Annotated in this window: 20 protein-coding genes; 5 read left to right on the forward strand and 15 right to left on the reverse strand. The window is 52.0% G+C overall.

Features of this window, described 5'->3' with window-relative positions; translation table 11 throughout:
- Window positions 1-6 precede the first annotated feature (6 nt).
- From ACYU87_RS21200 to ACYU87_RS21215, 4 genes are all read left to right on the forward strand, one after another.
- Complete coding sequence (locus ACYU87_RS21200; protein WP_461136104.1) at window positions 7-1,251, forward strand: ABC transporter permease; 1,245 nt, start codon at window positions 7-9, stop codon at window positions 1,249-1,251.
- 689 nt (window positions 1,252-1,940) lie between these two features.
- Window positions 1,941-3,092 carry a fatty acid desaturase family protein gene (locus ACYU87_RS21205; RefSeq protein WP_461136105.1) on the forward strand — a complete coding sequence of 384 codons (1,152 nt, stop codon included), beginning with the start codon at window positions 1,941-1,943 and terminating at the stop codon, window positions 3,090-3,092.
- A 46-nt stretch (window positions 3,093-3,138) separates the two neighbouring features.
- The gene (locus ACYU87_RS21210) at window positions 3,139-3,999 is read left to right on the forward strand and encodes a transglutaminase family protein (RefSeq protein WP_461136106.1); all 861 of its coding nucleotides are present in this window, start codon (window positions 3,139-3,141) and stop codon (window positions 3,997-3,999) included.
- A 94-nt stretch (window positions 4,000-4,093) separates the two neighbouring features.
- Complete coding sequence (locus ACYU87_RS21215) at window positions 4,094-5,125, forward strand: hypothetical protein (protein WP_461136107.1); 1,032 nt, start codon at window positions 4,094-4,096, stop codon at window positions 5,123-5,125.
- A 148-nt stretch (window positions 5,126-5,273) separates the two neighbouring features.
- Here the strand turns inward: ACYU87_RS21215 and ACYU87_RS21220 are convergent, their stop codons facing one another.
- The 13 genes from ACYU87_RS21220 to ACYU87_RS21280 form a co-directional block, all read right to left on the reverse strand.
- The gene (locus tag ACYU87_RS21220; protein WP_461136108.1) at window positions 5,274-7,328 is read right to left on the reverse strand and encodes an alpha-1,4-glucan--maltose-1-phosphate maltosyltransferase; all 2,055 of its coding nucleotides are present in this window, start codon (window positions 7,326-7,328) and stop codon (window positions 5,274-5,276) included.
- 109 nt (window positions 7,329-7,437) lie between these two features.
- Complete coding sequence (locus ACYU87_RS21225; RefSeq protein ID WP_461136109.1) at window positions 7,438-9,108, reverse strand: sensor histidine kinase; 1,671 nt, start codon at window positions 9,106-9,108, stop codon at window positions 7,438-7,440.
- 4 nt (window positions 9,109-9,112) lie between these two features.
- Entirely contained in the window at window positions 9,113-10,126 is a 1,014-nt protein-coding gene (locus ACYU87_RS21230; RefSeq protein WP_461136110.1) for an ATP-binding SpoIIE family protein phosphatase, read from the reverse strand.
- Window positions 10,119-10,547 carry an anti-sigma regulatory factor gene (locus ACYU87_RS21235; RefSeq protein ID WP_461136111.1) on the reverse strand — a complete coding sequence of 143 codons (429 nt, stop codon included), beginning with the start codon at window positions 10,545-10,547 and terminating at the stop codon, window positions 10,119-10,121. Before ACYU87_RS21235 ends, ACYU87_RS21230 begins: the two co-directional genes overlap by 8 nt.
- Window positions 10,525-10,908, reverse strand: coding sequence for an STAS domain-containing protein (locus ACYU87_RS21240; protein ID WP_461136112.1), 384 nt, complete (start codon window positions 10,906-10,908; stop codon window positions 10,525-10,527). The genes ACYU87_RS21235 and ACYU87_RS21240 overlap by 23 nt, the downstream gene beginning before the upstream one ends.
- A 12-nt stretch (window positions 10,909-10,920) precedes the next feature.
- On the reverse strand, window positions 10,921-11,805 hold the full coding sequence (locus ACYU87_RS21245) for an STAS domain-containing protein (RefSeq protein WP_461136113.1): 885 nt from the start codon (window positions 11,803-11,805) through the stop codon (window positions 10,921-10,923).
- Window positions 11,806-12,059: 254 nt separating this feature from the next.
- The gene (locus ACYU87_RS21250; RefSeq protein WP_461136114.1) at window positions 12,060-13,568 is read right to left on the reverse strand and encodes a PA-phosphatase; all 1,509 of its coding nucleotides are present in this window, start codon (window positions 13,566-13,568) and stop codon (window positions 12,060-12,062) included.
- 65 nt (window positions 13,569-13,633) lie between these two features.
- Window positions 13,634-14,551, reverse strand: a complete 918-nt coding sequence (locus ACYU87_RS21255) for a hypothetical protein (protein WP_461136115.1) — start codon at window positions 14,549-14,551, stop codon at window positions 13,634-13,636.
- 327 nt (window positions 14,552-14,878) lie between these two features.
- Window positions 14,879-16,426, reverse strand: a complete 1,548-nt coding sequence (locus tag ACYU87_RS21260) for a vanadium-dependent haloperoxidase (protein ID WP_461136116.1) — start codon at window positions 16,424-16,426, stop codon at window positions 14,879-14,881.
- An 18-nt stretch (window positions 16,427-16,444) separates the two neighbouring features.
- Window positions 16,445-17,275 (reverse strand): hypothetical protein, encoded by an 831-nt coding sequence (locus tag ACYU87_RS21265; protein WP_461136334.1) that lies wholly within the window; start codon window positions 17,273-17,275, stop codon window positions 16,445-16,447.
- Window positions 17,276-17,371: 96 nt separating this feature from the next.
- Entirely contained in the window at window positions 17,372-19,591 is a 2,220-nt protein-coding gene (locus ACYU87_RS21270; RefSeq protein WP_461136117.1) for a TonB-dependent receptor family protein, read from the reverse strand.
- Between the two features lie 74 nt (window positions 19,592-19,665).
- Window positions 19,666-20,781, reverse strand: a complete 1,116-nt coding sequence (locus ACYU87_RS21275; protein ID WP_461136118.1) for a hypothetical protein — start codon at window positions 20,779-20,781, stop codon at window positions 19,666-19,668.
- Window positions 20,782-21,075: 294 nt separating this feature from the next.
- Window positions 21,076-21,615 carry a hypothetical protein gene (locus tag ACYU87_RS21280; RefSeq protein WP_461136119.1) on the reverse strand — a complete coding sequence of 180 codons (540 nt, stop codon included), beginning with the start codon at window positions 21,613-21,615 and terminating at the stop codon, window positions 21,076-21,078.
- A 204-nt stretch (window positions 21,616-21,819) separates the two neighbouring features.
- Between ACYU87_RS21280 and moaA the strand changes: the two genes are divergently transcribed.
- Complete coding sequence (gene moaA, locus ACYU87_RS21285; RefSeq protein ID WP_461136120.1) at window positions 21,820-22,800, forward strand: GTP 3',8-cyclase MoaA; 981 nt, start codon at window positions 21,820-21,822, stop codon at window positions 22,798-22,800.
- Between the two features lie 25 nt (window positions 22,801-22,825).
- Here the strand turns inward: moaA and ACYU87_RS21290 are convergent, their stop codons facing one another.
- Together ACYU87_RS21290 and ACYU87_RS21295 are read right to left on the reverse strand one after the other, a co-directional pair.
- A complete protein-coding gene (locus tag ACYU87_RS21290; protein WP_461136121.1) occupies window positions 22,826-23,782 on the reverse strand; it encodes an ABC transporter substrate-binding protein in 957 nt (318 codons plus the stop codon).
- Between the two features lie 277 nt (window positions 23,783-24,059).
- The gene (locus tag ACYU87_RS21295; protein ID WP_461136122.1) at window positions 24,060-24,830 is read right to left on the reverse strand and encodes an NUDIX hydrolase; all 771 of its coding nucleotides are present in this window, start codon (window positions 24,828-24,830) and stop codon (window positions 24,060-24,062) included.
- Window positions 24,831-25,067: the final 237 nt, after the last annotated feature.

Below are 25,067 nucleotides of genomic sequence, written 5' to 3' on the forward strand. Positions count from 1 at the left end.
ATCCGCGTGAAGTTCCTTCGTCAGACCTTTGAAAGTTTTCGATTTGCGTGGCAGGCGCTCCGGTCGAATCTGCTGCGTACTATGCTCTCGCTGCTGGGCGTAACCATTGGTATTTTTGCCATTATCGCGGTGTTTACGCTGGTTGATTCGCTGGAACGAAACATCAAGGAAAGTCTGTCATTTATTGGTGATAAGGTGGTTTATGTTCAGAAATGGCCCTGGTCGTTTGGGAGTGGCGAATATCAGTGGTGGAAATACTTTCAGCGCCCGGAGCCGACCTATAAGGAATACAAGTTTTTGCAGGAGAAACTCGAAAACGCTCAGGCCATTGTGGCCATGGACTTTAAAAATCGGGTAACCATCAAGAACAACAACAACAGCATGTCGGCGCTTATTCAGGGCACTACCCTCGACTACAACATCATATCTGATGTTCCTATTGAACAGGGGCGGTATTTCACCCAACAGGAAATCGATGTGTCGCGAAACGTGGCCATTATTGGCTCCGATGTCGCCGAAAACGTTTTTCCTAACCAGGATCCGATCGGCAAAACATTCAAGATCAGCGGCCTGAATTTTACGGTTATTGGCGTACAAAGTAAAAAAGGCGAGAGTCTCATCAACGTGGGCGGTAACCCCGACATCAAATGCCTGATTCCCTACGGCGCTTTCGCCAAAATGTTTCACTCGATCAACCCGAGTATCGACATTGCCATAAAAGGGTATGATTCCGACGAGGGGTTGCTCGAGCTGGAGAGCGAAGTGCGTGGACTCCTGCGTACCCGCCGGGGAGTGCGCCCTTTGCAGGACGACAATTTTGCCATCAACCGCCCCGAAGCGGCCGCCCAGGCCATCAGCGGTATTTTTGTGGTGCTTACCCTGGCGGGTTGGGTCATTGGTGGCTTCTCGATCCTGATCGGCGGCTTCGGCATCGCTAACATTATGTTCGTCAGCGTAAAAGAACGAACGAATATTATCGGCATTCAGAAATCGCTGGGCGCCAAGAATTACGTGATTCTGTTTCAGTTTCTGTTCGAGGCCATTCTGTTAAGCCTTGTCGGCGGGCTGGTCGGCATCCTGCTGGTTTACCTGCTCACGTTCATGAGTCTGGGTAGCCTGACCCTCCAGCTGACGGCGGCCAATATCACGCTGGGGCTGGGAGTTTCGAGTGTGATCGGCATCCTGTCCGGTATTATTCCCGCCTTCTCGGCCGCCCGTCTCGACCCCGTAATTGCAATCCGGGCCAAGTAAAGCCTAACAGTACTTATCGGCAAAAAGTCTATACTCTATTGTTGTTAGCCAATGATTAATGGGTATAACAGAATTTTTTAATCCCGATAAAACCGTTTTGGCAAATATTATTTTTTTACCTTCCCATTCGTTCGGAACTTACCTGAAGGTAACATGGTTACCACTTCGATAGTAACTCGATTATCCTTGTCGCTATTTTCCTCCATTCGCCTGGCCCATTCTAGCTTTACTCATGTAGCTTTTGTCAGGTAAACTCATTAAAACAAAGCGACTTATACCCCACTTCTCTTTGTCATTTCCCAGTACACAACCGTCTAGATCTTTCCTCTATTCCACAAGTTTAAACAGCAAGGTTACCATTTTGAGGAAAGCTGATTTCGCGTCGGTGGGCATTCTCCAGAACTAACCCGGTAACCCATAGAGGAACCAAATTCATTTCACATCGGTCCAGGATTAGGCAACGTCCCTGTTTCGCTTCTGTTAAGATTTTCGACAGAATGCCGAAGAATAGCCGAAACGAGCTATCTTTCGAACCTGACTTGCTCTTAATTAACGTTACCCTGTTGATTGTCTCCATTAAATGAAGGTCTTTTAAGGGGTCACTGTATACTCACCGAACGAGGCCAACGGATCTTATCTCTATCAAAATGGGTGAAGCCGATTGGTCAAATCCTTAACTGCTATAATTGATGTCAAATCCATTAAAATTCAAAGACAAAAACCGATCACAATTTTTCCCTACCGTTCGTCGACGTGTGGACGCTTATTTCGCAGAAAACGCCATCTCCTCTCACGCCAACGGGGCTATGTGGGGGAAAGCAAGTTTCTTCCTGATTGGCTACGCCACGTTGTACGGTCTGATTTTATCCAATCAGTTCGGACTATGGACCATGCTGGGACTAGCGATTGTGCTGGGTATGTTTGCGGCTTTTATTGGGTTCAATGTATCGCACGATGGGCTGCATGGCTCTTTTTCGGGGCGAAGCTGGGTTAACCGGCTCATGGGCAATAGCTTTTACCTGCTGGGCGCCAACCCGTATATCTGGAAAGTGACCCATAACATCGTTCACCATACGTACACGAACATACCCGGCCACGATGAGGATATCGAACTGGCTCCGGGCCTGGTGCGTCTGGACGCTCAGGAAGACCTGCGCCCCTGGCATCGGTATCAGCAATGGTATACATTTCCATTGTACGCGCTGGCGTCGCTGTCGTGGGTATTTCGTAAAGACTTTGTCAAATTTTTCAAGAGCAAGATTGGGCATCACGATAACTCGGCGCACCCTCGTGCCGAATACATCAAGCTGTTTGTCTCTAAAACGATTTATTACATCGGCTTTCTGATTCTTCCTTATCTGCTGCTCGACCTGACCTGGTGGCAGCTGGCCATCGGATTCGTTCTGATGCACGTGGCGGAAGGGCTGGTGTTGGGCCTTGTCTTCCAGCTAGCCCATGCCGTAGAAGGCACCGACTTCCCGATACCCGACGAGCGGGGCGATATACAATCCGCCTGGGCCGTGCACCAGATGCACACAACGGCTAACTTCGCGCCGGATTCGAAACTGGCTGCGTTCCTGTGCGGTGGGCTGAACCGCCAGATCGAACACCACCTATTTCCGAAAGTTTGCCACATTCACTATCCGGAAATCAGCAAAATTGTGAAGGATACGGCTCATGAATTTGGCCTACCTTACCTGGTAAACCATAGCTTTGGTTCAGCGCTCGTGTCGCACTTCCGCCTGTTGCGGACATTAGGCCGAACGGAACCCGTTAAACCGGTATTGGTACAACCCAGTGTGTTACCGCTCACTCGGCGAGTACCTGAACCTTCTTTATAAGGTAATCAGGTTTGGTAAAAACCGTATTTGTTCTTCTTGCTTACCCATGTCTACCCGCATTGCTATTCATCATCACACGCAGTATGATTATGATCGGATGGTTTCCTTGTCGCCCCATTTAATCCGACTCAGGCCAGTGGCACACAGCCGGGCTACTATTGAGTCTTACTTACTGACGATTCAGCCCGCCAACCATATCGTTCATTGGCAGCAGGACCCCTTCGGCAACTTCATCGCCCGCGTCGATTTTTGGGAACCTATGCAGTCGATGTCCATTGATGTCGACATTATTGCCAGCCTGGAGCCGACAAACCCATTCGATTTTCTCCTGGACACCCACGCCATCTCGTTTCCGTTCGAGTACGAGGCCCAGCAAAAAAAAGACCTTGCGCCCTATCTGGAGGCTACCGAACAGGGTACGCAATATGACCAATGGCTACAGACAATTGATCGAACTACACAGAATACGATTGACTTTTTGATCGGTCTTAACCGCCGGATTTTCCAGGATATTGCGTATACAACCCGAATGGAGCCGGGTGTGCAAACGGCCGAAGAAACCCTCAACCGGGCCATTGGCTCCTGCCGCGACTCGGGCTGGCTCCTGGTTCAGACACTGCGAAGGTTTGGTTTAGCGGCCCGGTTCGTTTCCGGCTATCTGGCTCAGGTCGTACCTGAGGGACCGTCTGAACTAAAGGAGAATTCACTAGCCTTGCACGCCTGGGCCGAGGTATTTATTCCCGGTGCCGGATGGATCGGCCTTGATCCTACCTCAGGTATGCTGGCCACCGAAGGACACATTGCCCTGGCTTGTACCTCCGAGCCTACCGGTGCCGCTCCTGTAACGGGCACCTCCGAAATAGCCGAGACTACGCTCTCCTATCTGAATACACTGGTAAAGTTGTAAGTCAATTGCTTCTGCCATTGTTTGGGTGTATTTTGCCTCCAAAGTCAAGGCAGTTAATCATGTATTGACGCACCTTATTGAATGCTATATCCGTATGCCAATACGTCTATCGACCGTTTCTGTTGTTTTATTTCTTGGCCTGTTAGGGCTTTTTAGTTGCCGGCCATCCGATCCGGTCGTTCCCGGTATACCAGGAACCAGCACGCCTGAGGTCGACATCTATGCGTGTAAATTTTACGAAACCAAGACAAAGACGGTAAGGGTAAATGAAGTTGGTTACCCTGCCGGTACGTCCGAGGGCTATTCGCTCGTCCCTTTTTTCGATACCGTCTACACAAATGGGCGAACGGTCAGTACGTACAAACACACGTTCGATAGCCAGAAATTTCTTACCAAGCGAACAGCGTCTGTCAACAACCAGCAGACCAGTAACAGCGTCATAAATAGCCAGTCGGAAACTACGTATCAGTACACGTCCGGAAAGCTAACCAGCACCCTAACGTCATTCACGACGAGTTCAGGCGTGGTGTATACCAATTCGCAGCGGTACACTTACGACGCAGACGGAAAGGTGAACAAATACGTTTACACGGGCATCGACGGCAGTACTGACACACAAACATTTGAAGGAGGAATTTTACGATCGTACCGACTCGTTAACGGGCAGGGGGAGGTCGATGATCGAACGCCATACATTAACAGCCAGGGGCTTCTTACGCAGGTCGATTTCACGAAAGGGTCTTACTTTTCCCGGTTCTCGCATGATTCAGCCGGGAATGCCGTCCGGGTTGAAGAGTGGCGGCAGGGAAAGCTGGATGCGTACACAACCAATGAATACGGGGATAAAAGCAATCAGGCAAGTGCCGTTTTTGTGCACAAAGGGCATCCCATTTTACCGAGTGCGTTCTGGTCCGATGCTAACCGTATAATAAAATCGGCCTACTACAGCACGGCCAGTGGTTATAACCAACCCGTTAAGCGAAGTGAGTCCGATTACGTCTACGTAGTCAATGAGCGAGGCCTGATAGTGAAGCGAACACAAACTACGCGTTCGTTTTCGTTGGATGGCTCCATTTATCAGACCGATACAACCGAGGAACTGTATGGGTATCGGCCCTGTAAATAAACAGGTCGATCAATGAAGTTAGTAATCAAAAAGGGCCACTGGCATTAGCCAGTGGCCCTTTTTGATTCAATCAGTCAGTAGGATGCAGGTACGGTGAGCTGTCATGAAACATTCGCATCCGCCACTTCCTGTTTGCCAATCCAATCCGTTAGCGTTCAATCCGGAACAAGTGCATGGGCAATACGTAGGGGTCTAATTCCACGTAATTCTGTTCGCCCTGCCAGGTGTAGTAAGCTCCGGTGAGCAGGTCGTGCACTTTATACGGCTGATCGTAGTCAATGCCCAGTTGCCAGAGGGGTACCTGAACCATACCAGCCCGTCGTTGGTACGCGTCCGTGTTGACCACGATTAGTAGTCGATTATCCCCCGTCGTTTTCAGGTAGGCCATAATGGCGTCGTCGCTGACGGTGCAGAAGGTCAGGTTATTAGTTGTTTGTAACGCCACATTCTCACGCCGTATTCGATTGACGAGTGTGATGAGGTACGTCAGCTTGTTCGTTTTATCCCAGTCCCAGAGCCGGATTTCGTATTTCTCCGAGTTCAGGTATTCTTCTTTATTCGGGAATGGTATATGCTCCATCAGCTCGAACGATGGCCCATAAATGCCGTAATTGCTCGACAGTGTGGCCGCCATAAAGTAGCGAATCAGGAACTGTGGCTCATGCCCCGACTGTAGGCTGTAGGGATTGATGTCGTGGGTCGTAGGCCAGAAATTGGGGCGGAAGTAATGCTTCATTTCACCCTGCGTCAACTCCGTCATGTATTCCTGCAACTCAGCTTTTGTATTGCGCCAGGTATAATACGTGTACGAATGCGCAAACCCCCGTTTGGCCAGTTCCTGCATTACTTTCGGTTTGGTAAAGGCTTCGGACAGAAAAATCATATCCGGGTACTCTTTTTTGACCTCGGCAATAACCCATTCCCAGAAAACGAATGGCTTGGTGTGGGGGTTATCGACCCGTACAATTCGGACGCCCCAGGATGCCCACACCAGCAACACCCGCTTTAACTCTTCCCACAGGTTTCGCCAATCGGCTGTTTCGAAATAAACCGGATAAATGTCCTGGTACTTTTTGGGCGGGTTTTCGGCGTATTGAATAGTTCCGTCGGGCCGCTTCTTGAACCACTCCGGGTGTTCTTTAGCCCACGGATGGTCGGGGGAGCATTGGATAGCCAAGTCCATCGCGATCTCCATGTCGTAGTTTTTGGCGATGGCGATCAGGTGTTTAAAGTCATCAACCGTACCCAGCTCGGCGTGAATCGTATCGTGTCCGCCTTCTTCGGAGCCAATGCCGTACGGTACACCCGGCTCACCCGGCTGGCAGATAACCGAGTTGTTCTTTCCTTTCCGGTGGGCGGTTCCAATAGGGTGAATAGGTGGCAGGTAGAGCACATCGAATCCCATACCCGATATACGGGGCAGCAGGGCCTCTACATCCCGAAACGTACCATGCTGCCCTTCCTGTCGGGAAGCCGAACGGGGAAAAAGGCAATACCAGGTGCTGAATCCGGCGCGCGCCCGGTCAACGTCCACGCCCAGTTCGTGCTGATAGCGAGTGGTATGGTTCCGTTCGGGATAGCGATTGGCGTAGAATGTAAACTGATCGCTTTCGGCCACGGAGACCGCTTCGTTGTACTGGTCACCCTCGGGTGCGCCCGATCCGGCACGAAATAGAGCGGCCATTTCCCGAATCACTTTCGCGTCGGGCGTTTCTTCACTGACTTCGACTTTTTTCCTGCCTTTGGTTTTTTTCGCGGCTGTTTCAGCGTTATTTCCGCCAGCCCGTTCCAGTATGCCATCCAAATAGGTGGCACCGGCCAGCAACTCGCTGGTGATTCGCTGCCCGTCGGCTACTTTCAGGTGAATTTCGTGCTGCCAGGAAGCGGGGTGGTTGATCCAGGCTTCGAACGTATACAGGTAACGGCCCTGTTTCTCCACCACGAATGAGGCACCCCAGCGGTCATTCACCAGAGGGGCCATCGCCATTTCGGTCCAGTCGGCGTCGTCGGTGTGCCTGTACAACAACACCGCTGTCAGGTAATCGTGTCCGTCAGCAAAAATGTCGGCCTCTACGGCCACAACATCGCCAGGAATAGCTTTTATGGGGAATTGGCCACCGTCCAGTTCGGGGCTGACCCGTTCGATAACAACTCGGGACCGACCAAAATCAGGTTGTCCGGAAAGCGAATTAGGTAGGCTCATTACACAATCGTTTGACTAGTTAATCGTAAACGGTTGAGCAATGTTACAAAAAAAGCGGATTCCAGCAGGTCAGGTGTTTTGTTGATTGCCAAGCCGCCAGCTGTTTGTGTTACGGCAATGGCAGGTACAATAAGAACGTGGCTCCCTTACCCGGCTGGCTATGGGCCGTCAGGTAGCCACCGTGGTTATCGGCAACTTTCTTACAAATAGCCAGTCCAATGCCCGTTCCGGCGTATTCACTGCGACCGTGTAACCGCTGAAACAGATTAAAAATCCGGTCGACATATTTATCGTCGAAACCAATCCCGTTATCAACAATACTCACTTCAAGATAGCTGGTGGCTTTTCCGGCGGAGGATATGGGCAGTTGATCAACCGGAACGGTTCGGGCATTGACCTGGATAACGGGCACCCGGTCAGCGGGGATAAACTTCAGCGCGTTACTCAGCAGATTCTGAAACAGCTGCCTCAGTTGCAGGGTGTTGCCTTGAATAACCGGTAATCCACCAACCCGCACCTGCGCATTCCGGTCCCGAATGGCGGTTTCCAGATCACTCTGCACCTCATCGACCAGGGCCGACAGGGATACGGCGTGAAAGGATGGCTTTTCCGTATTCAGTCGTGAGTAGGCCAGCAACCCCCGAATCAACTCCTGCATACGCCCCGTAGCCGACTGCATCCGGCGAATGATGTCCTGGGCATTGGCATCGAGCGCGGGGCCGTACTGCTCGGTCAGCATACTGCTAAAGGCCTGAATCTTGCGCAGCGGCTCCTGCAGGTCATGGCTGGCTACGTAGGCAAACTGCGAGAGTTCGGTATTACTCCGGTTCAGTTCACCAATATCGTCGGCCAGCTGCTGCTGGCTGGTTTCCAGCTGACTTTTATTTTGCCTCAGTTCTTCGTTGTCCCGCAGGGTTTGTTCAACACCTTTCTGTACGTCGATATCGGCCAGAAAACCGGTCCAGTGAACGATCTCCTGATTGGCATTGCGGAGTGGCGTGGCGGAAACCAGATGCCATATATAGCTACCTGTCAGGCTATTACGAAGCCGTCCTTCTCCTCTAAAAGGTAAACCCGCGGCAACACTATCCGCCCAGGTACGCGTTATTTCAGCGTAGTCATCCTTATGAAAATTGTGCAGCCAGTTTTCCTCATTCAGGTCCTCCATCGATTTGCCCAGAAAACTGGTAAATCCTTGGTTCACGTACGTTAACTTTCCGTTGGATGTTACGGTAAAAATCAGCAACGGCAACGAGTTCGTTACTTGTCTGTATTGCTGTTCGCTCTGACTAAGCCGATCAGCAAGTTCCTGAAGCAGGTTGTTTTTACGTTTGATATCATCGTAGGGTGAAGCAGGTGGCTCATGCAGAAATAGTTTTTTCCACCCGTTGATGCGGTCTGAATTAACGGATTTCAGATCCTGAACCGCGCAATATAACTGAATGATGGTTCCCCTCCCGTTTACATCAATTGTTAACTCATCGACCAGCCGCCGGGCGTGTACCAGCGCGGGCTCAAACGTACCAACCGGGTAATCCTGGCTATCGTGTAGATACGCCAGAATACGCCAGCCCTTTGTGTCGTGACTACTTACGCCCAACCGCAGCGATGCGTGATCACCACTGATTACGGCCAGCCGGGCTACCTCCGAAACAGCCGTAGCGAAGGTAGTCTGGGCTGCCAGTGAAAGACCCGCCAGCTCCGCTAGTTTCATGCTGCGCTTATGAACCAGAATCAGGTCCATTTCATTGTCCAGCATCAACTTCGTTAACTCTTGCATAACGTTAGTAAAGTTTGCTCACCACAACCGACATGTCGTCTGTATGGCGGGCATATTCTTGATAAATTATGGCCGCCAAAATAGACGGATCATAATGTTTAATACCTGGATAGCGCGCCGGATTCCACTGTGTGTGTAGTCCATCCGACGTCAGTACCAGCCATTGATTGCGCTCGTAAGGCATCTCCTGATCAACCAGTTTTGTGGGTATATTGTGTCCAATAATACCATTTTGGGGCATATATCCTTTCACGCCCATTGAGCCGCTGAGCCGGGTAAGGATATTACCTACTCCACAAAACCGCCATTTGCGATCGATAAAATCGAAAACGGCGCAAGTACCCACCAGTCCCCGGGTATGGGCCGAAGCCTCATGAATCGTTTTTATCAGTACACCGGGACTCAGCGATCGATCCTGCGAAAGAACACGCACGGCCTGCTCTACGGCACGCTGGGCCAATATGCCGTGACCCAGGCCATCACCCAAAAACACAATCAGTGAGGAATCGGTCAGTTTGAAATAACCGGCATCTCCGCAGGCGGTTTCGCCGTTTTTTGGCACACAGATGCAGCGCACATCTGCCCGGGGCGGGTCTTTGGTTACCTCTTTCTGGTTTTCGTACAGCCGCACCAGCACGACCGTTCCGCGACCGGGTTGTGAGTACATATGAAACTCGCTGGACAGCCGCTTGATGGCCCCTAACCCCTGCCCCAGCGACCCTCCGGTCGATACCCCGTCGACCAGCATCTGGTTGGCATCGAGCATGCCGGGACCACTGTCGATACTGATCAGCTCAAGACTGGCATTATCGGGGTCGGGGGTGGCTTTTACGAGTAACTCCCCGTCGATAGCGTATTTGACCAGGTTGGATATCAGTTCAGCCAGAACAATATCCAGCTCACCCATTCTTTTCTCGTTGAACCGAAGCCTGCTTGCCATCAACCGTACGTCGCGTTTGATGCCTGCTCCGTAACTACGATCCGTTACGATAAACGAGCGATGGGGCGTATTATCCATTCGTCCATTTAATAATGGTCACGGTTGTGCCCTGACCAACTGTACTGTCAATAGAAAACTCACTGACCAGCCGTTTGGTACCCGGCAACCCCAGACCCAGCCCCCGGCCGGTGGAATAAGCATCCTGCATAGCTAGTTTTATATCGGCAATGCCGGGTCCTTTATCCATAAAAATCAATCGTATGCCAACTTGTTTACCCCCATTTACCAGGTCAATTTGCACATCACCCCCGCCTGCATAGTTGAGCATATTTCGGGCCAGTTCACTGGCGGCCGTCATCAGTTTGGTCTGATCGAGCAACGACATACCCAGGAGCCCGGCCTGCTTCCTGACATAGGTCGTCAGTTGCACCACATCCCGTTCGGTCTGTACAGTGATTGCTTCAGTAGCGGTAACCTTAATCGTCGGAGTCGGCATCATCGTCGGATACTGTCTTGCTACGCAGAAGTTCCATGCCTTTTTCCACATTTAATGCCGTATAAACGTCTTTTAACGGCAAACCCAGTTCCACCAGTGTAATGGCAACGGCGGGCTGCATGCCCACAACCACCGTTTCAGCATCCAGCACACGAGCCATACTGGCTATGTTACTCAGGATTCGACCCATAAATGAATCGACAATAGTGACCGCCGAAATATCGATCATGATACCGCTGGCGTTGTATTTTTCGATAGCCTTGATAATGTTAGCTTCCAGATCAAGTGCCAGTCGATCATACAGATCGACCTGAATCGTTACCAGCAGAAACCGGCCCATCTTCAGAATAGGAATTCGCTCCATTGCCGGTGGTGATTAAAAAGGGTTGGAATCGGGGGATAAGCTCGTAGTCGACGGCATCTTTTTTACCTCCAGACGCAACGTTCGAAAGGCATATTTGAGCGCACTGGCCAGCGTAGCTTTGGTCACCACGTTCGACAGATCGATACCCAGATGCACAATTGTCTGGGCAATTTCGGGTCTGATACCACTGATAATACATTCGGCCCCCATCAGGCGGGTTGCATTAACCGTTTTGATCAGGTGCTGGGCCACCATTGAGTCAACCATCGGCACCCCTGAAATATCCAGAATAGCAATGTCGCTGCCCGTATTAACAATCTCCTGGAGTAGGTTTTCCATAACCAGCAGCGTGCGGGAGCTGTCTATCGTACCGATGATCGGCATGGCCAGAATACCATCCCACACTTTAACCACGGGTGTCGATATATTGGACATTTCATCGGTCTGACGAAGAATGATTTCCTCGCGCCCCTGAAGAAACGTCTCAAACGTAACAACGCCCAAGCTATCAACAAACCGGTTGATTTTCCGGCTTTCCTGATAAAGGCGTTTCGGATCATTATCCAGATCGGCCTGTATCGTTTCCAAGAGCGCATCTTTTAAACTAAAGATATAGATGGCCGTTTCGCGGGGGGTGTACCCGAGCCGGGCGCGGGTCATTGATATATTGGACAGCAGACTTACCAGCGGTTCGATCTCGGGAGTATTTAACTGTGTAAGGTTAGTGTCGGTCAGTACCGAAAAGAGCGTTGTCAGAAGTTCATCAGACTGGTTTCGAAGCTGTTCGTTTGGCATCAGGTCATCCCGAAGAGCTTCATCGGCCAACTGCATTCTCATCCAGGTAGTTAAAATCTGTTTTTTCTTTTGCCGAAGCAGGTCGACGATCGAGTCGGTCATGTTGACGAGTTTTACTGTTTAGCAAATATACGTATTAACGAGTAGTCAATTGGCTACCAATTCGGTTGGTAGAGCGATGGATAACTCTATTGTGATCGTTACCGCTTTGCCAACCGGATGTAGGTATACCCGGAGCGCTATTGAGCAGAGTAATCGTTTACAGCAGATACTTCATAAGGCTGCGCAGGGCATAGCGTATGGAAGCCATTTATTGTACAACGGATTACCGATTCGTTGTACCGCACCTGCTCCTCTTATTTTGCCCCATCGGCTTTAGCACCAGCAACAGCCGTTTGGCCAATGAACCCGCCCAGTTTCGCGCCGGCTTCGGTATCGAACCGGAAGCTAGTCCCACCGTAAAGTTCGGCCAGTACCGACTCGCCAGCCTGCCTGGTCAGATTAGCGGACTCATCGGGAAACAGGTAAGCCAGTACGGTCGTGGCAGCCGAGGAAACCGCTGTCTGATCCGATACATAACCGGGTGTGTTCGGGATTACAGTTGCCGTTTTAATGGTGGCGTCGACCTGCGAGGGCCGTGGAGTAAAGTACCGGTATTTGGTATTCCAGGCCACCGTTATGGCATCCTGCATGGCCCGGTTCATAAGCGCGTACGTGCGGGCAGACCGAAGTTCATTCTGGCTATTCTGCCGGATCAGGTCTTCGACCAGAAAATTCCATTGGCCAGACTGCGAATAGGTATTGGTACCGTTGTCCCAGTAATTGGCGATACGCCACTGATCGCGCGAGCGCGTGGTGGCAATGTCGCGTACTTCACTCAGCGCTTTCTGAAATTCAGCGGAACTAGTGGCCGGGGGTGCTGCCGGAACAGCCTGGAAAACAGCCGTTGAGTCGAACCAGGTTTTCACCGTACCCGCCAGCGGCAAAATCGGTGAGCGGGCAGGTAACTCCAGGCTACGCCATTTCTGATCGTAGGGAGCCGCGGCCAGCTTTGTCTGCCAAGTGTTTGTGGCGTCGATGGACTGGCTGAATCGGTCGGTTTTTGCCCGATCAATGACAGTAGCCGCTACGGCAGCCGCCAGGTCTTCACCCGCTTTCACATCACTGGGCACGTTGGTACCCGCCCAAACGCGGCTTTGTTTGTGTTCAGCTGCTTTCGCCTTCAGAAAAGCTACTTCATTTGGGAAAAGATACGCCAATACCTGACACGACGCTTCGGCAATGGCCGCGTCCTCCGACGGGTACGAGGGGACATCCAGCACCGGCACCCGGGTGATAACGCCCTGCTTTTCCAGAGATGCCCGATTATACTGGTATTTGGCGCGCCAGGCAACAACCAGCGCATCGTACTGGGCTACGCTCAGGTACGCATACACCCGGGCGGCATAGGGCGACCCAGCGTATTGGTTGGCGGTAGCAGCGGTAACGACCTGCCCCGTTGCGTTATCATAACCGGGCGGGGTATTGTACTTCGCTACGAGTTGACGGGCAATCTGATTCCAGCGCAAAACGCCCCCGGCTGCCCAGTAGTTGACCGCCGTGTTTTGTTCAGGCGTAGAACTGAGCAAGCCATTTTTTACGTCGCTCAACTCCTTCTGATAGGCATCGGACGTAATGGCCGTTGGTTGTGGCACGGTAATAGCCGAGGCTGATTTGAGGGCAATTGTGCGCCAGTTACCCCCGTCGGCATCGGGAGAGCCGGGAGACGTGAAGGGCAGAATACCTTCGTCGATGGTTGGCTCTTTGCAGGCCACGGCCCCAATCAATAAGGCACCCAGCAGTATAGATGATAAAAGCGTTTTCATAGTTATAGACCTTGTGCTTAACACCCGATCGGGAGCCGGTGGAAGCATTCGAAAAGTGGGAAAGACTAGTTATTGGCGGTCCAGTGACCGATCACGATGCCGCCATTGACCTGCGTCGTTTTGCCAATGTTACTCCCATCCAGGGTGGCACTGTAGCCCGCCACCAGCCCAAACTGCTTGAGCAGACGCACGTAGGCGGTTGCCCCTACCCGGGTGAAGCCAACGGCATTGGTTGGAAAAGGAACACCAGGACCAATGTCTGTTCCCTGGTTATAGGGTGTCTGCCGCTGTCCCCAAACATCTACGTTGAATACCTTGGATACGATTCCTGCGCGGACGATGATCTCGGTAACGTCGGGTACATTCACGACCGAACCACTATTTGGGTTAAGCTGACTGGGATCGTAGTAGTTAACGGTATGATCGAGCGTTACCTGCCCGTTTCGGATGTACCCATACTGGCCCGTTATAAAAAACGAACGGGCTTTAAAATGCAGCATAGTACGCCCATCGAGGTTACGTGACCCTCGGCCAATGGCAACCAGCGCATCGTTCACGTAATTTTCGACCGGTACCGAATAGCCTACAGCAAATAGCCAGGATAGTTTGGTCTTGCCAAATTTGTAATCGAATGCTTCCCAGCGTAAGGTAGCCGAGGCATCCTGGAAGCCCTCCTGTTTGGGTGAATACCCCGCGCTGGCCTGCGTACGAACGTAGGGAACCGCCACAATCAGGTCAAGGTCATAACCGAGCCCATAGGTGCCCACAACGGTCAGAGCCTGGGTCGTGACGGTACCGAGGTTCGGATTTTTAGTTTCGGCCCGGTTAACGTAGTACGTGTCGAATGTCGATTGGGAGCCGATTATGGCTAAACTGGCCTTTCGCTGGCCGCGCATAAATCCGTCGATCAACCCCTGCGCCTGGGTTGTCGAAGCGAGGGTCAGAAGTACCAGAACGCTGGCAGTAACGGCTGTAAATCGCATAAATCCATTTTAGGTTGAACAAAAGTAGTCGTTCGGGAGGAGCCTATCGTATGAACGACCATTTTCCTTGTTAGTGGTTAACCGGAAGCCGGATTTCTTCAACTTTCTCGCAAAAGCGTGGTTTCGTGGTGATTCTGTGGTGTCCGTTTTAAGAATCGCACCGACGACCTGACTGACACCACGGAAAAACGGACACCACAGAATCACGGGAATCACTTCTCAAACCGACTTGCTGCACTATTTTCAACCCAACAGAAAAAAAGTACCCCGGCCATAAGATGGCCGGGGACTAGCAACCTAACCTATGATAAATACCTTAAAAATCAGCTACAAGCCCGAGCCATCGGCCTTGCCCCGCGCTACGGCGTAAGCACCAATATTTTTACCGGCGGCAAGCCCCGCCGAACAATCGAACCGATAGTGAATTAATCCGTACACCCGCGAATCTGATGCTTCCTGCGCTTTTGTCCAGAAATCGTCAGCCTGATCGGGGAAGATGCTGGCCAGTACAACAGCGGCAGCCGCTGAGAAGGTCGAGTGACCTGACGTGTAGGACGGGAAATTAGGCAACCCTACCGACGTTTTCATGCCAAACTGCTGGGGCCGGGGGTAGTAGTAGTACGACTTGGTGTCCCAGCAGCAAATACCCGCATCCATCACCGCCGTGGCAACCAGCGCAAATGTCCGGGCCATCCGGACCTCGCTGAATTTGGCATCGTTAGCGGCATTGGCCGCGGCCCGTATCCAGTGACCGGGCGGTGTGTATGTACCGGCGCCGTCGGCCCAGTAATTAGCAATACGTGCCTGTTCGCGGGTTTGGCCTTTGTTAATCGTTTTCAGTTCGTCCATTGCCGCCGTAAACTCCGGGCTATCGAGGGCAGGTGGCGGGCCGGGCCGTAGTTTAACTTTCGTAGCCGCATCGAAATTCCAGGTTTGTACAGCCCCGTAATTAGGCAGCATCGGCGGACGGGCAGGTATTTCCTGGCTCACCCACGCTTCGCGTAGCCCGCGCGCTTTGGCATCGGCAGCCATACCCGCCGTAAGGCTTTGGTTGTTGGCCGCACTCATTCCATCTGTTTTAGCACGGGCCATCACTTTAGCGGCAACCTGACTACCTAAATCGCCACCGGCGTTCAGATCGCTCATCACGTTCATACCGGCCCACAGGCGGCTGTTGCGGTGCTCGGCCAGTTTGGCATCCAGATACGGTACTTCGCCGGGAAACATGGCCTTCAATACCGTGTAGGACGCAGCCGCAACAACGGCATCCTCGGACGGATACGTCGGAATCGTCGATGTGGGCAGAGCAACCCGAATGGTAGCATCTACTTTAGATGGAGCCGCCCGCTTAAACGTGTATTTATAGTTCCAGGCAGCCACCAGTGCATCGTACTGGGCTACGCTCAGGTACGCAAACATACGGGCCGTATACGGCGGATTGGCAAACGGAAACCGAGGGTCGGCCAGTGGGTTAGCGGCATCGGGCACCGGGTATTTCCCATCAGGTGTCGATGCGGGCGGTACGTTGTACCGGGCAGCCAGTTCACGGGCGATTTCGTTCCAGCGGTAGGCCGCTCCAGTGCCCCAATAGGCAACGGCTTCCTGTTGTTCCGTTGTCAGGCTGGCTGATTTTGATTTGAGATCGGCTACTTCGGCCAGGTATTCGGTCGACGTTACCGATGTCGGCGTCGCCACCGTCACGTCGGTGGGTGCCGTAAGAACATACGTTTTCCAGGTACCTGCTTTCTCGTCTACACTAGCCGGTGTATAGCCAACGCGCAGTGGTTCGGAGATATTTTTATCGCAGGAAATTACGGCGGCTGACAAACCGACCAATACGCAACTGAGCGTAAGTAACTGACTATATTTTTTCATGACGCTACGGTAGCTTACTTATTTCTTGACATTAATTTGATACAACAGACCCACCATGTAGCTGGTGCTCTGACCAACATTTAACCCGTCGACTACATAGCCTACGCGGGCATTGATCCCGATATTGTGCGGCTGCACTTTGGCGTACCAGCCCACCGATGTCGCCTGCATGTTATTCGTTGGAAACGGCATGTCGTTCCGGCGAATATTGTCGCCACTGAGGCAGGCCGTACGCTCAGCCCAGAATTCCGTTTGCCAGCCCTTACGCAACACCCCCAGCCGAACGGCCGCATCGTACGTGTTAGGCACCTGCACCTGGTTGGTGTTGTACACGCGATCGTTGGCCTGGTACGCGTCCTGATCGATTTTCGTATTGCCCCGCCAGCCGTAGCTGCCGTGAGCCGTCAGGTAGAGGCCGGTTTTGGGTTCCCGGTAGTTTGCCAGCAGGCGTCCGGTAAAAGTGCGGCACTGCAACCCAATCGACATGGGAAGGAAACTCGGTACGTAAGTACCCAGCGGAATCGATCCCCCAACAACTGCGTTGAGCGAAAATCCACCTACCCGAACCGCTTTCACTTTCAGCCAGGCCGACAGGTCCTGCACGCCATGCTGGCCCATGAGGTTGCCCGCGCTGTTACTCGTCCAGACGTACGGCAGGCTCAGAATAACGTTAACCCGCTTGGTGATACCGATAACCGGCATCAGCATAAAGCTCTGGGTTGTTTGGGTACCAATGTTCAGATTCTCGCGTTTGAGGGTGTTCTCCCAGTATTGATTCCAGGAACTGTGGGTGTACATACCGGCCACGCAGACCTGGTTTTTATTCATGTAGATAGCATCCTGCGGCATCTGGGCTTTGGTAATAAATGGCGCCAGCAGGAAAGCGATGAGCAGGTAATGGATTGTTCTTTTCACAGGTTTATTTGGTTTTCGGTACGATGGATATTAAATGGATAAGCCAACGGTCAGAACCGCGCTCCGGCCGTCGGATGGCCAGACGCCCGGGCCCGGATAAAAGGTCGGGCGTTTGGTAAAGTATTGCTGATTCAGAAGGTTGTTGATGCTGCCACGGATCGTTAATCCGTGCCTGCTGTGCCAGGTGCCGTTCAGATCCCAGAGACTGTAGGCGGGAACCGGGCCAACGGCACCATTGGCCGAAGCAACGGTCGTATTCAACGCATCGGAAAACGTCTGGCTTACGTAGCTGTATTGCAGCGTCAGGCTGGTAGTTCCGTAGCGGGCAGTCAGCCCGTTGCGGCTGGTCCATTCCGGTGCCGACTCCACCTGGTTACCCGCTACCGACCGGTTTTCGGTGCCGGCCGAAACGCGGCCGTTGAGGTAGCGCGCTTTGTTGAACGACGTTGAGGTAAATCCGCTCACCAGAATCTTCTCCGTCCGAACAAGCTGGGTTTCTACGAGTGCTTCTATGCCCGTGCTCCGGCTATCGCCAATGTTGGTGCGGAAAATATAATTGGATCCATCGGTGTTGGCCAGAAGCAACGTTCCCAAACGATTCCGGTAGAGTAAGTCAAAAACGGTAACGTTAAGGTGCAGCCCTTGCCAACGGCCATCGACGCCAATCTCGGCGTTGTACCCGTGGGCATCTTTCAAGTTCTTATCGATCCGTTCGTAAACGGATGTTGGAATGATGTCCTTGAAAACAACCGGACGATATGCCTGCGACCAGCCACCATACACCTTAACAGCCTCATTGAGTCGGTACTCGCCATTGACGCCCAACAGCAGGAAGTGGTGGCTAATATCGGTCGGCAGGTTTTCCGGCGCATAATACGTAATCGTACCGCGCATCTCCGTCTTACCACTCTCCAGCCGCATACCCGGCGAAACCGTCAGCCGGTTCGTCAGATGAAACTGATTCTCAGCAAAAGCCGCAAAATTTCGGGTTCGGTAATGCAGGTCACGTCGAAATGGGCTGGTCAGCGATAGATCAAAGTTTGTATCAGTGGTACCGACGCCGAGTTGCCGACGATGCAGGTCATTATTCATTAATTGCACCCCCGCGGCCAGATTCGAATTCATGTTGCCCAGTTTGTACTGATGCAGCAACCGCCATTCGGAGGTATAACTATTGAAATTGTCGATGTCGACCTGGCGGGCTCTGTACTGGCCCGTTACCCGACTGATGGTGTCGGGAACGGTAGCAAAAGCATCCAGCTGAACGCTGTTCCGGGCGCCCAAAACGGCCGATACCGTCCAGAGAAGCCGGGTTTGGTCAGATAGTTGCCAGTCTGTTTTTACCGATGGAATATAAATGTCCGGATTGAAATAGTTCCGGCTCCGGGTCGACTGGCGCGGATCCTGCGCAAACATGGCATCCGTTAAGGGACCAGGAATCTGGTAGGTATAAGTCGACCGGCCCAACTCAGCCGTGAATCCCAGCCGTTGGGTTGCCTGATAGTGGAGACGACCAAACTGGGCGCTGGCATCGGAGCGGCTGTTTTGCCGATATCCGTCCGAATGGCGTCGGTAGTAATACGCATAGTACGTCCACTTCCCGACACGACCGCCAATCGCATTAAAGGTGCTCAACAGACCGTACGTACCCGCCGAACTGACGGTCTCGAAACCAAATCGGCGGGTTGTGTCGGCTCCTTTGGTTACGTAGTTGAGCATGCCACCAAACTGAGCCCCGAATTGCAGCGAGGCCGTACCACGAACCAGCTCGATCCGGTTGATGCTTTCCATCGGGGGCGAGTAGTGACTGGCCGGATAGCCGTACATGTCGGAGTTGGTAATGACGCCGTTCTGGCGGATGTTATTCTCCCACGACCGATGTGGGTCGAGCCCACGAGTTGCCATATTGATCTGGTTACCGGTACCATCCATGTCATAGACGAATACCCCCGGAATCCGCGCAAAGAGCTGGCGGGGCGTTTTCTCGGCTACGTTGGCATCAATATCAGCTAGTTGGATAACCTCGTTTCGTTTTCCACCCATCAGGTACGTGCCGTGTATATTCGGCAACGACTCAACCACCGTCGAGCGAAATCCTTTCACCGTAACCTGCTTCAGCGTACGGCTGGGTAATGAGTCTGCTTTTTGTGAATAACTTGGGGATTGATTAATCGACTGAGCGAGCAAGTTGCCAGAAAGGTAGGTGGCCATACCCAGCATCCAAAGTTGTTTTATGCCTTTATTCGTCATGGTCAGGTTGTAGATGAAACTGGAGAGACGACAGGTGGCCCCATCGCCCCTCACGTATTAATAGTCCCTGTTGGTTAAAACCAGCGAGATACGTTAATTGAAACCAGGTAGTCGGCAAAGGCCGCATCGCCATGCTTCAGGCCCAGCGGATCAAGCCGATCGGCATAACTCGTGATGCGGTTGCGATAAACAGCGACCGGCACAGTGGCCGCAATCGATGTTTTGTGACGCATGTAGGCCAGGCCCGGCTCTACTGACACGATATAGCCAGGGCGACGAAAGCCGCTACTCCCCCCGAAGGCATCAATGGCGGGTACACCTTCTACGCGGCCACCCAGCATAACGGACAGTCCCGGAATGGCTCCAATCGACTGGCTCAGGCCAATGCGAGCCGCAAACTGATCGGCTACAGAAAACGTGCCCGTTACGAGGTCAATCGTTGTGGCCTCCGGGTTGCGCACGGTACCGTTCGTCTCGCGCGGATTGAACAGGTAAAAGCCATTTGCATAGGCGGTTAGCGTTTTGGTAAGCGATACATAGCCCTGAAGCTCAACGCTTACGCCCACACCCCCATCACCCAGCTGAATCGACTGATCGACCGGTTTATTGATCGTGTAGTCGGTACCTTCTTTCGTCAGCTTGTGGAAATTATCGGTTGCCGCGTAGTTACCGGTTGGCAGCTTTACGCCCAGCCCCACCGACAAATTAGCTTTGGGTAACTTCGCCGGGTTTATGAGCCAGTAATTACCCGAAATACGCAGATCACCAATGCCCTGCGATTTGGTATCGAACCGTTTCTGCTGGGGATTCTGGGCAAGGGCGTTGCCGTAATGTTCATAGAGCGATGAACGGTCATTGTACTGAATGGGTAGATTGACCGAGAACGACAACCGCTGATTGACCATATACGTGAGCCCCAGATCAATAGCGTGTGAGATGTTAATTACGTTTGTGCCCTGCTCAACGCGCTGCTTCTGTTCTTCGTCGCCAACAAAGTGCTTGTAGGAACGAAAGAACCGATAGCCTGCCGACACCTGCCAGTGACCGCTTCGCTGTTTGAAATAGTCGGCCGAGCCTGCCGGAGCGGCACAACTCATGTGGCGAACCGCTACGCAACCCTGCGCTGACGCCGACGTGTGTAAAATAAGGGTATAGGCAACCGCCAGAACGATTGTATAAATCGATTTCATAGATAACGAATGTCTGAGAAAGGATGAATGGACTCAGGACTTCTGTTGGCAGGCTGGTACAGCCTCCAGCCGGTAAACGGCAGGCTGACGGTGGAAATCGCCTGTTGGCCAGAAAAGAATTCCTACACTCGTGTACGAAGCTAATCAACGGATCACCTGGTCATGTAAGCATTCCGACAGCCTAAACACACGCGTCGAAGTGCATCATGTACAGCCTGTTTACGCAACAACGCGTAGCAGAACTACCAGCAAAAGCCACCGAAAAACAACCGAAAACACGATCAAAAATTCACCTCAGACTTCTGGAGGGGGCGAGTGAACGGGGAGGGCGCGGGCCGCAGTCACGAACAGGACGTTCGGAATGTGCACAGCTTCACGCCAGACGGGAGAGAAAAATTTGAAGATGGCTCGCGGAGTGGGCGAGTATTCCTTGAGAAGAAACTTAAGTAATTTAGTGGCTTTTTTGTGCGAATCTGATGCACCCGACACGTGGTCATTCATGAACGACAGCAGGTCGCTCTGCCAGAACGAATGACTTTCTGACTGTAGACCGGTAATGTGCAGCACATCGCCCTGAATCTCCAAACTAACAACACTATAATACTGTCCATGATAGCTGAAGCCGTCGGAGGTAGTACGGGTGAGGGCGCTCGCATCTGGCTTGTCTTTCAGAGGTATCTGAAACTCTACCATGCTATCGACCGAGCGATACACCATGAGCCGCTCCGACAGGTCATGCTCTGCCTGCCACCACGTACCCACAAACACCAGCACATAAGCCAGGGTGTGGTAGAGGAACAAGCCAAAGAGACCGATGGAAACCGCTTTCTTCAAAACTGTAGCTAATCAAAGTTTCCTCAAAAATAATACAAATTTTTTAACAAAAGCTACAACAATCGGGTTGGCTGCTGATTTCGACCAATTTTGGGTGTAAAAAACAAACTCTTGATCCCGATGGGTCAAAATGAGCCATCCCGGTAGCTATTACCCGTGTTGGCTGTAATCAAAAGCCGTAGATTTGTGTTAGTACACTACCGAATGATTTACGATAACCACAACCGCCCCATTACGTACGTCCGGCTGGCCGTAACGGACCGCTGTAACCTGCGGTGCTTCTACTGTATGCCTGAAGAAGGCATCAAGTATTTGCCGAAGCACCAAGTACTGACCTATGAAGAAATGGAGCGGCTGGTACGCGTATTAGCCAAATTGGGCGTTCAGAAAGTGCGGCTTACGGGTGGCGAACCTTTTGTACGAGCGGGCCTGATGGATTTTCTGCATCGACTGGCGGCCATTGATGGATTGAATGACATATCCCTGACCACGAACGGTGTCCTGACTGCTCCGCATGTTGGCGCGCTGGCGGCTCTGGGTGTTAAATCCGTCAATCTGAGCCTGGATACGCTCGACCGGAAGCGATTCCACCAGATTACCCGGCGTGATGAACTGCCCGCTGTTCTGAAAACACTCGATGCCCTGCTGACCGCCGGGATTCATACCAAGATAAACGCGGTCGTGATGGATGGGCAAAATACGCAGGATCTGATTCCGCTGACGGAGATGACCCGCATGATGCCCGTCGACGTTCGGTTTATTGAGGAAATGCCTTTTAACGGGGAAGGTAGCCATTACCCGGTGCTCCACTGGACGCACCGCCGAATTGTGGAGGAAATACGGGCCCACTTTCCGGATTTGCAAAAGTTACCGGACCCGCCGTTTTCTACTTCAGCCAATTACCAGGTTCCGGGCCACCAGGGTACTATCGGCGTTATTGCGGCTTTCAGCCGGACGTTCTGTGGCACTTGTAACCGTATTCGCATGACGGCTCAGGGCACGCTCAAAACCTGTCTTTATGACAATGGCGTGCTGGATGTTCGGGCATTGCTTCGGGGTGGCGCTTCGGACGACGAGCTAACAGCGGCTTTTCTGAAAGCCTTTTCTCATCGCCCGGCCAATGGTTTCGAAGCAGAACAGCAACGGGATACCGTCACTGAGTCGATGTCTACCATTGGCGGGTAACACGAGAGAACAATAGCTGACTGTCTTACCGCGTCATGGCGGGAACACCATCCAGAAACTTATTCGTGAATAACGTATCGACATCCATGCGCTGGATCAGCTCCCCGTCCCGGTCACTGAGCAGGTGATTGCGAATCATCCAGTTCACGAAAGACACCCACACATTGCGGTGCATGGAGCCCCAGTGACCTTCGCCATCCAAATAATAGCCCGAGACCAATTGCTGGCTTTGCTCCAGAAAATTTCGTTTGGTAAGTGTTGGGTGATTAGCCGTTTTCATTAATAACCGAACCGACTCATCCGGGGTTTTTATGGCGAACCGATAGCCTGCTGCTGTTGCTTCCAGGAATCGGCGCAAGGCATCGCTATTTTGTTCCGTCCACTGGCGATGTGCCGTCAGCACAGGATTGTAGCCGTACGGGATCTCGTATTCGTCGAACAAAAACTGATTCAGGTCAATGCCTTCTACATCAGCCTGTACGCCCTCCCAGGTCAGCCAGCACCAGGCTGCGTCGACTTCGCGGGTTAAGAGAGCCCGCCAGATGCCGCCCCAGCCCAATTTATGCGATACGAACTGCCCACGTCCGTCATCATTCTGAATAAGCTGACGAATCATATCGTCTTCATACCGAGCTCCGTACGAGCCGTATACTTTTCCGTCCAGTTCCCGCGGACGGCTGATACCACTTTCTTTCAGGGTAACAATGGCGCTGATATCCCGTGCCAGCACAGCAGCAACCGCTATCAGAGGCACCCCGTTTGTCTGGTAGCTTACTACGCTCTCGGAAGGCGTAATGGCCAGTTCAGCCTCCCCCCTCGACACACGACGGGCGGGCGTTGTCCGGTAATCGTCCTGATCGGGCGATATGAGGTCTACGTCGAGACCGGCCTGACTATAAAGCCCTTTGGCCAGAGCAACGTAGAATCCGGTATGGTTCGTGTTTGGCGTCCTATCGAGAGCTAAACGAATGCGCGTATTCATACTAATGGAAGGTTACGGTTTTTTGTGTCAGGTCAAAAATAAACGACACCATTCAGGTTACTAAAAAAAATCAAATAACTGATTATAAACCAGTTGACCAGTTAAAAATCAACAGTGCCAATCCATTTATCGATTGCCACTACTTAACCATACAGCCGATGTAAGGTTTTTGAAATACGGGGGTCTGAGCAAGAAAAAGGGCAATAATCGGCTAATTTGGTTTTAATCTCAAAAACCGGCGACGTCCTCACGCTATCATTCCCTCTTTCTGGATCGCTCAGCCCACAAACAGGCTTTCGTCCTGCAAGGCCTTTTCGTATTTCTCCCGAACAAACCGGTACAAATACGGAGCCTTGTGGGCACCACCCGTTTTGCGCTCCTCCAGTCGCTCAAGAATATTGTACCCAAGCATCCGTTTTTGAAAATTTCGACGGTCGAGTGGTTGCCCCAGTATGGTTTCGTATAGCTGCTGCAGATCAGGCATGGTGAATTTATGCGGCAGTAAGGTATAGCCAATAGGCTGGTAGCTAAGTTGGCGACGAAGTGTTTTTAAGGCCAGCGCGATCATGTCGTTGTGATCGAAGAGTAAGGGCGGAATCTGAGCAATATCCCACCAGCGGCACTCCTCGGCAAAAAAATCGGGGGAGGGCGTCACTTCCGCAAACTCAACCAGCGCATAATACCCAACCGATACATCACGCGTAATAATTTCTTTTCCCACTTCAATGGGCAAACCCAGTTTGGTCAGGGTTTCCTGAAGCGTAAAATTTTTGTACCGTTGTACATCGCCGAAGGTGTGAAACTGTTGCAGAAAAATTTCGCTCAGTCCGGTTCGTTTCTGCAAACTACGGTGGGCAGCATCGTCCAGATTCTCCCCATACAGCACCCGACCACCCGGTAAGCACCAGTCTTCGGTTCCTTTCCACCGCAATAATAATACCTTTAACTGCCCACCGTGGAACCCGAATATGGTGCAGTCGAGGGAGACATTCGGCAAATAATTCTTTAACTCATCGATAAACCGCCTTACTTCATTTTGGTACTCCATACGGGAAATTTAAACCTATTTATAGTGTGTAAAATCAACACAATGAAAAATAACCTTATTATTGTGCTACGTTATGATCCGATAAAAGGGATCGGTCAGGCCATTGTTTGTATCAGACCGACAGGTGTTGTCCGAGCAGTAGTAACGACGTTGGCAATACGTGTAAATCCATCCTGCATAGCTTTCTAACCAAACGTACCTCCTTCTCTCTCTACCGGGGAAAAGATTTATTTTGTT

The sequence above is a fragment of the Spirosoma lituiforme genome, from assembly GCF_054776635.1.

Coding starts and splice junctions, on each gene's coding strand:
- ACYU87_RS21205 (WP_461136105.1), top strand. CDS start 1,941: ATGTCAAATCCATTAAAATTCAAAGACAAAAACCGATCACAATTTTTC.
- ACYU87_RS21210 (WP_461136106.1), top strand. CDS start 3,139: ATGTCTACCCGCATTGCTATTCATCATCACACGCAGTATGATTATGAT.
- ACYU87_RS21215 (WP_461136107.1), top strand. CDS start 4,094: ATGCCAATACGTCTATCGACCGTTTCTGTTGTTTTATTTCTTGGCCTG.
- ACYU87_RS21220 (WP_461136108.1), bottom strand. CDS start 7,328: ATGAGCCTACCTAATTCGCTTTCCGGACAACCTGATTTTGGTCGGTCC.
- ACYU87_RS21225 (WP_461136109.1), bottom strand. CDS start 9,108: ATGCAAGAGTTAACGAAGTTGATGCTGGACAATGAAATGGACCTGATT.
- ACYU87_RS21230 (WP_461136110.1), bottom strand. CDS start 10,126: ATGGATAATACGCCCCATCGCTCGTTTATCGTAACGGATCGTAGTTAC.
- ACYU87_RS21235 (WP_461136111.1), bottom strand. CDS start 10,547: ATGATGCCGACTCCGACGATTAAGGTTACCGCTACTGAAGCAATCACT.
- ACYU87_RS21240 (WP_461136112.1), bottom strand. CDS start 10,908: ATGGAGCGAATTCCTATTCTGAAGATGGGCCGGTTTCTGCTGGTAACG.
- ACYU87_RS21245 (WP_461136113.1), bottom strand. CDS start 11,805: ATGACCGACTCGATCGTCGACCTGCTTCGGCAAAAGAAAAAACAGATT.
- ACYU87_RS21250 (WP_461136114.1), bottom strand. CDS start 13,568: ATGAAAACGCTTTTATCATCTATACTGCTGGGTGCCTTATTGATTGGG.
- ACYU87_RS21255 (WP_461136115.1), bottom strand. CDS start 14,551: ATGCGATTTACAGCCGTTACTGCCAGCGTTCTGGTACTTCTGACCCTC.
- ACYU87_RS21260 (WP_461136116.1), bottom strand. CDS start 16,426: ATGAAAAAATATAGTCAGTTACTTACGCTCAGTTGCGTATTGGTCGGT.
- ACYU87_RS21265 (WP_461136334.1), bottom strand. CDS start 17,275: ATGCCGCAGGATGCTATCTACATGAATAAAAACCAGGTCTGCGTGGCC.
- ACYU87_RS21270 (WP_461136117.1), bottom strand. CDS start 19,591: ATGACGAATAAAGGCATAAAACAACTTTGGATGCTGGGTATGGCCACC.
- ACYU87_RS21275 (WP_461136118.1), bottom strand. CDS start 20,781: ATGAAATCGATTTATACAATCGTTCTGGCGGTTGCCTATACCCTTATT.
- moaA (WP_461136120.1), top strand. CDS start 21,820: ATGATTTACGATAACCACAACCGCCCCATTACGTACGTCCGGCTGGCC.
- ACYU87_RS21290 (WP_461136121.1), bottom strand. CDS start 23,782: ATGAATACGCGCATTCGTTTAGCTCTCGATAGGACGCCAAACACGAAC.
- ACYU87_RS21295 (WP_461136122.1), bottom strand. CDS start 24,830: ATGGAGTACCAAAATGAAGTAAGGCGGTTTATCGATGAGTTAAAGAAT.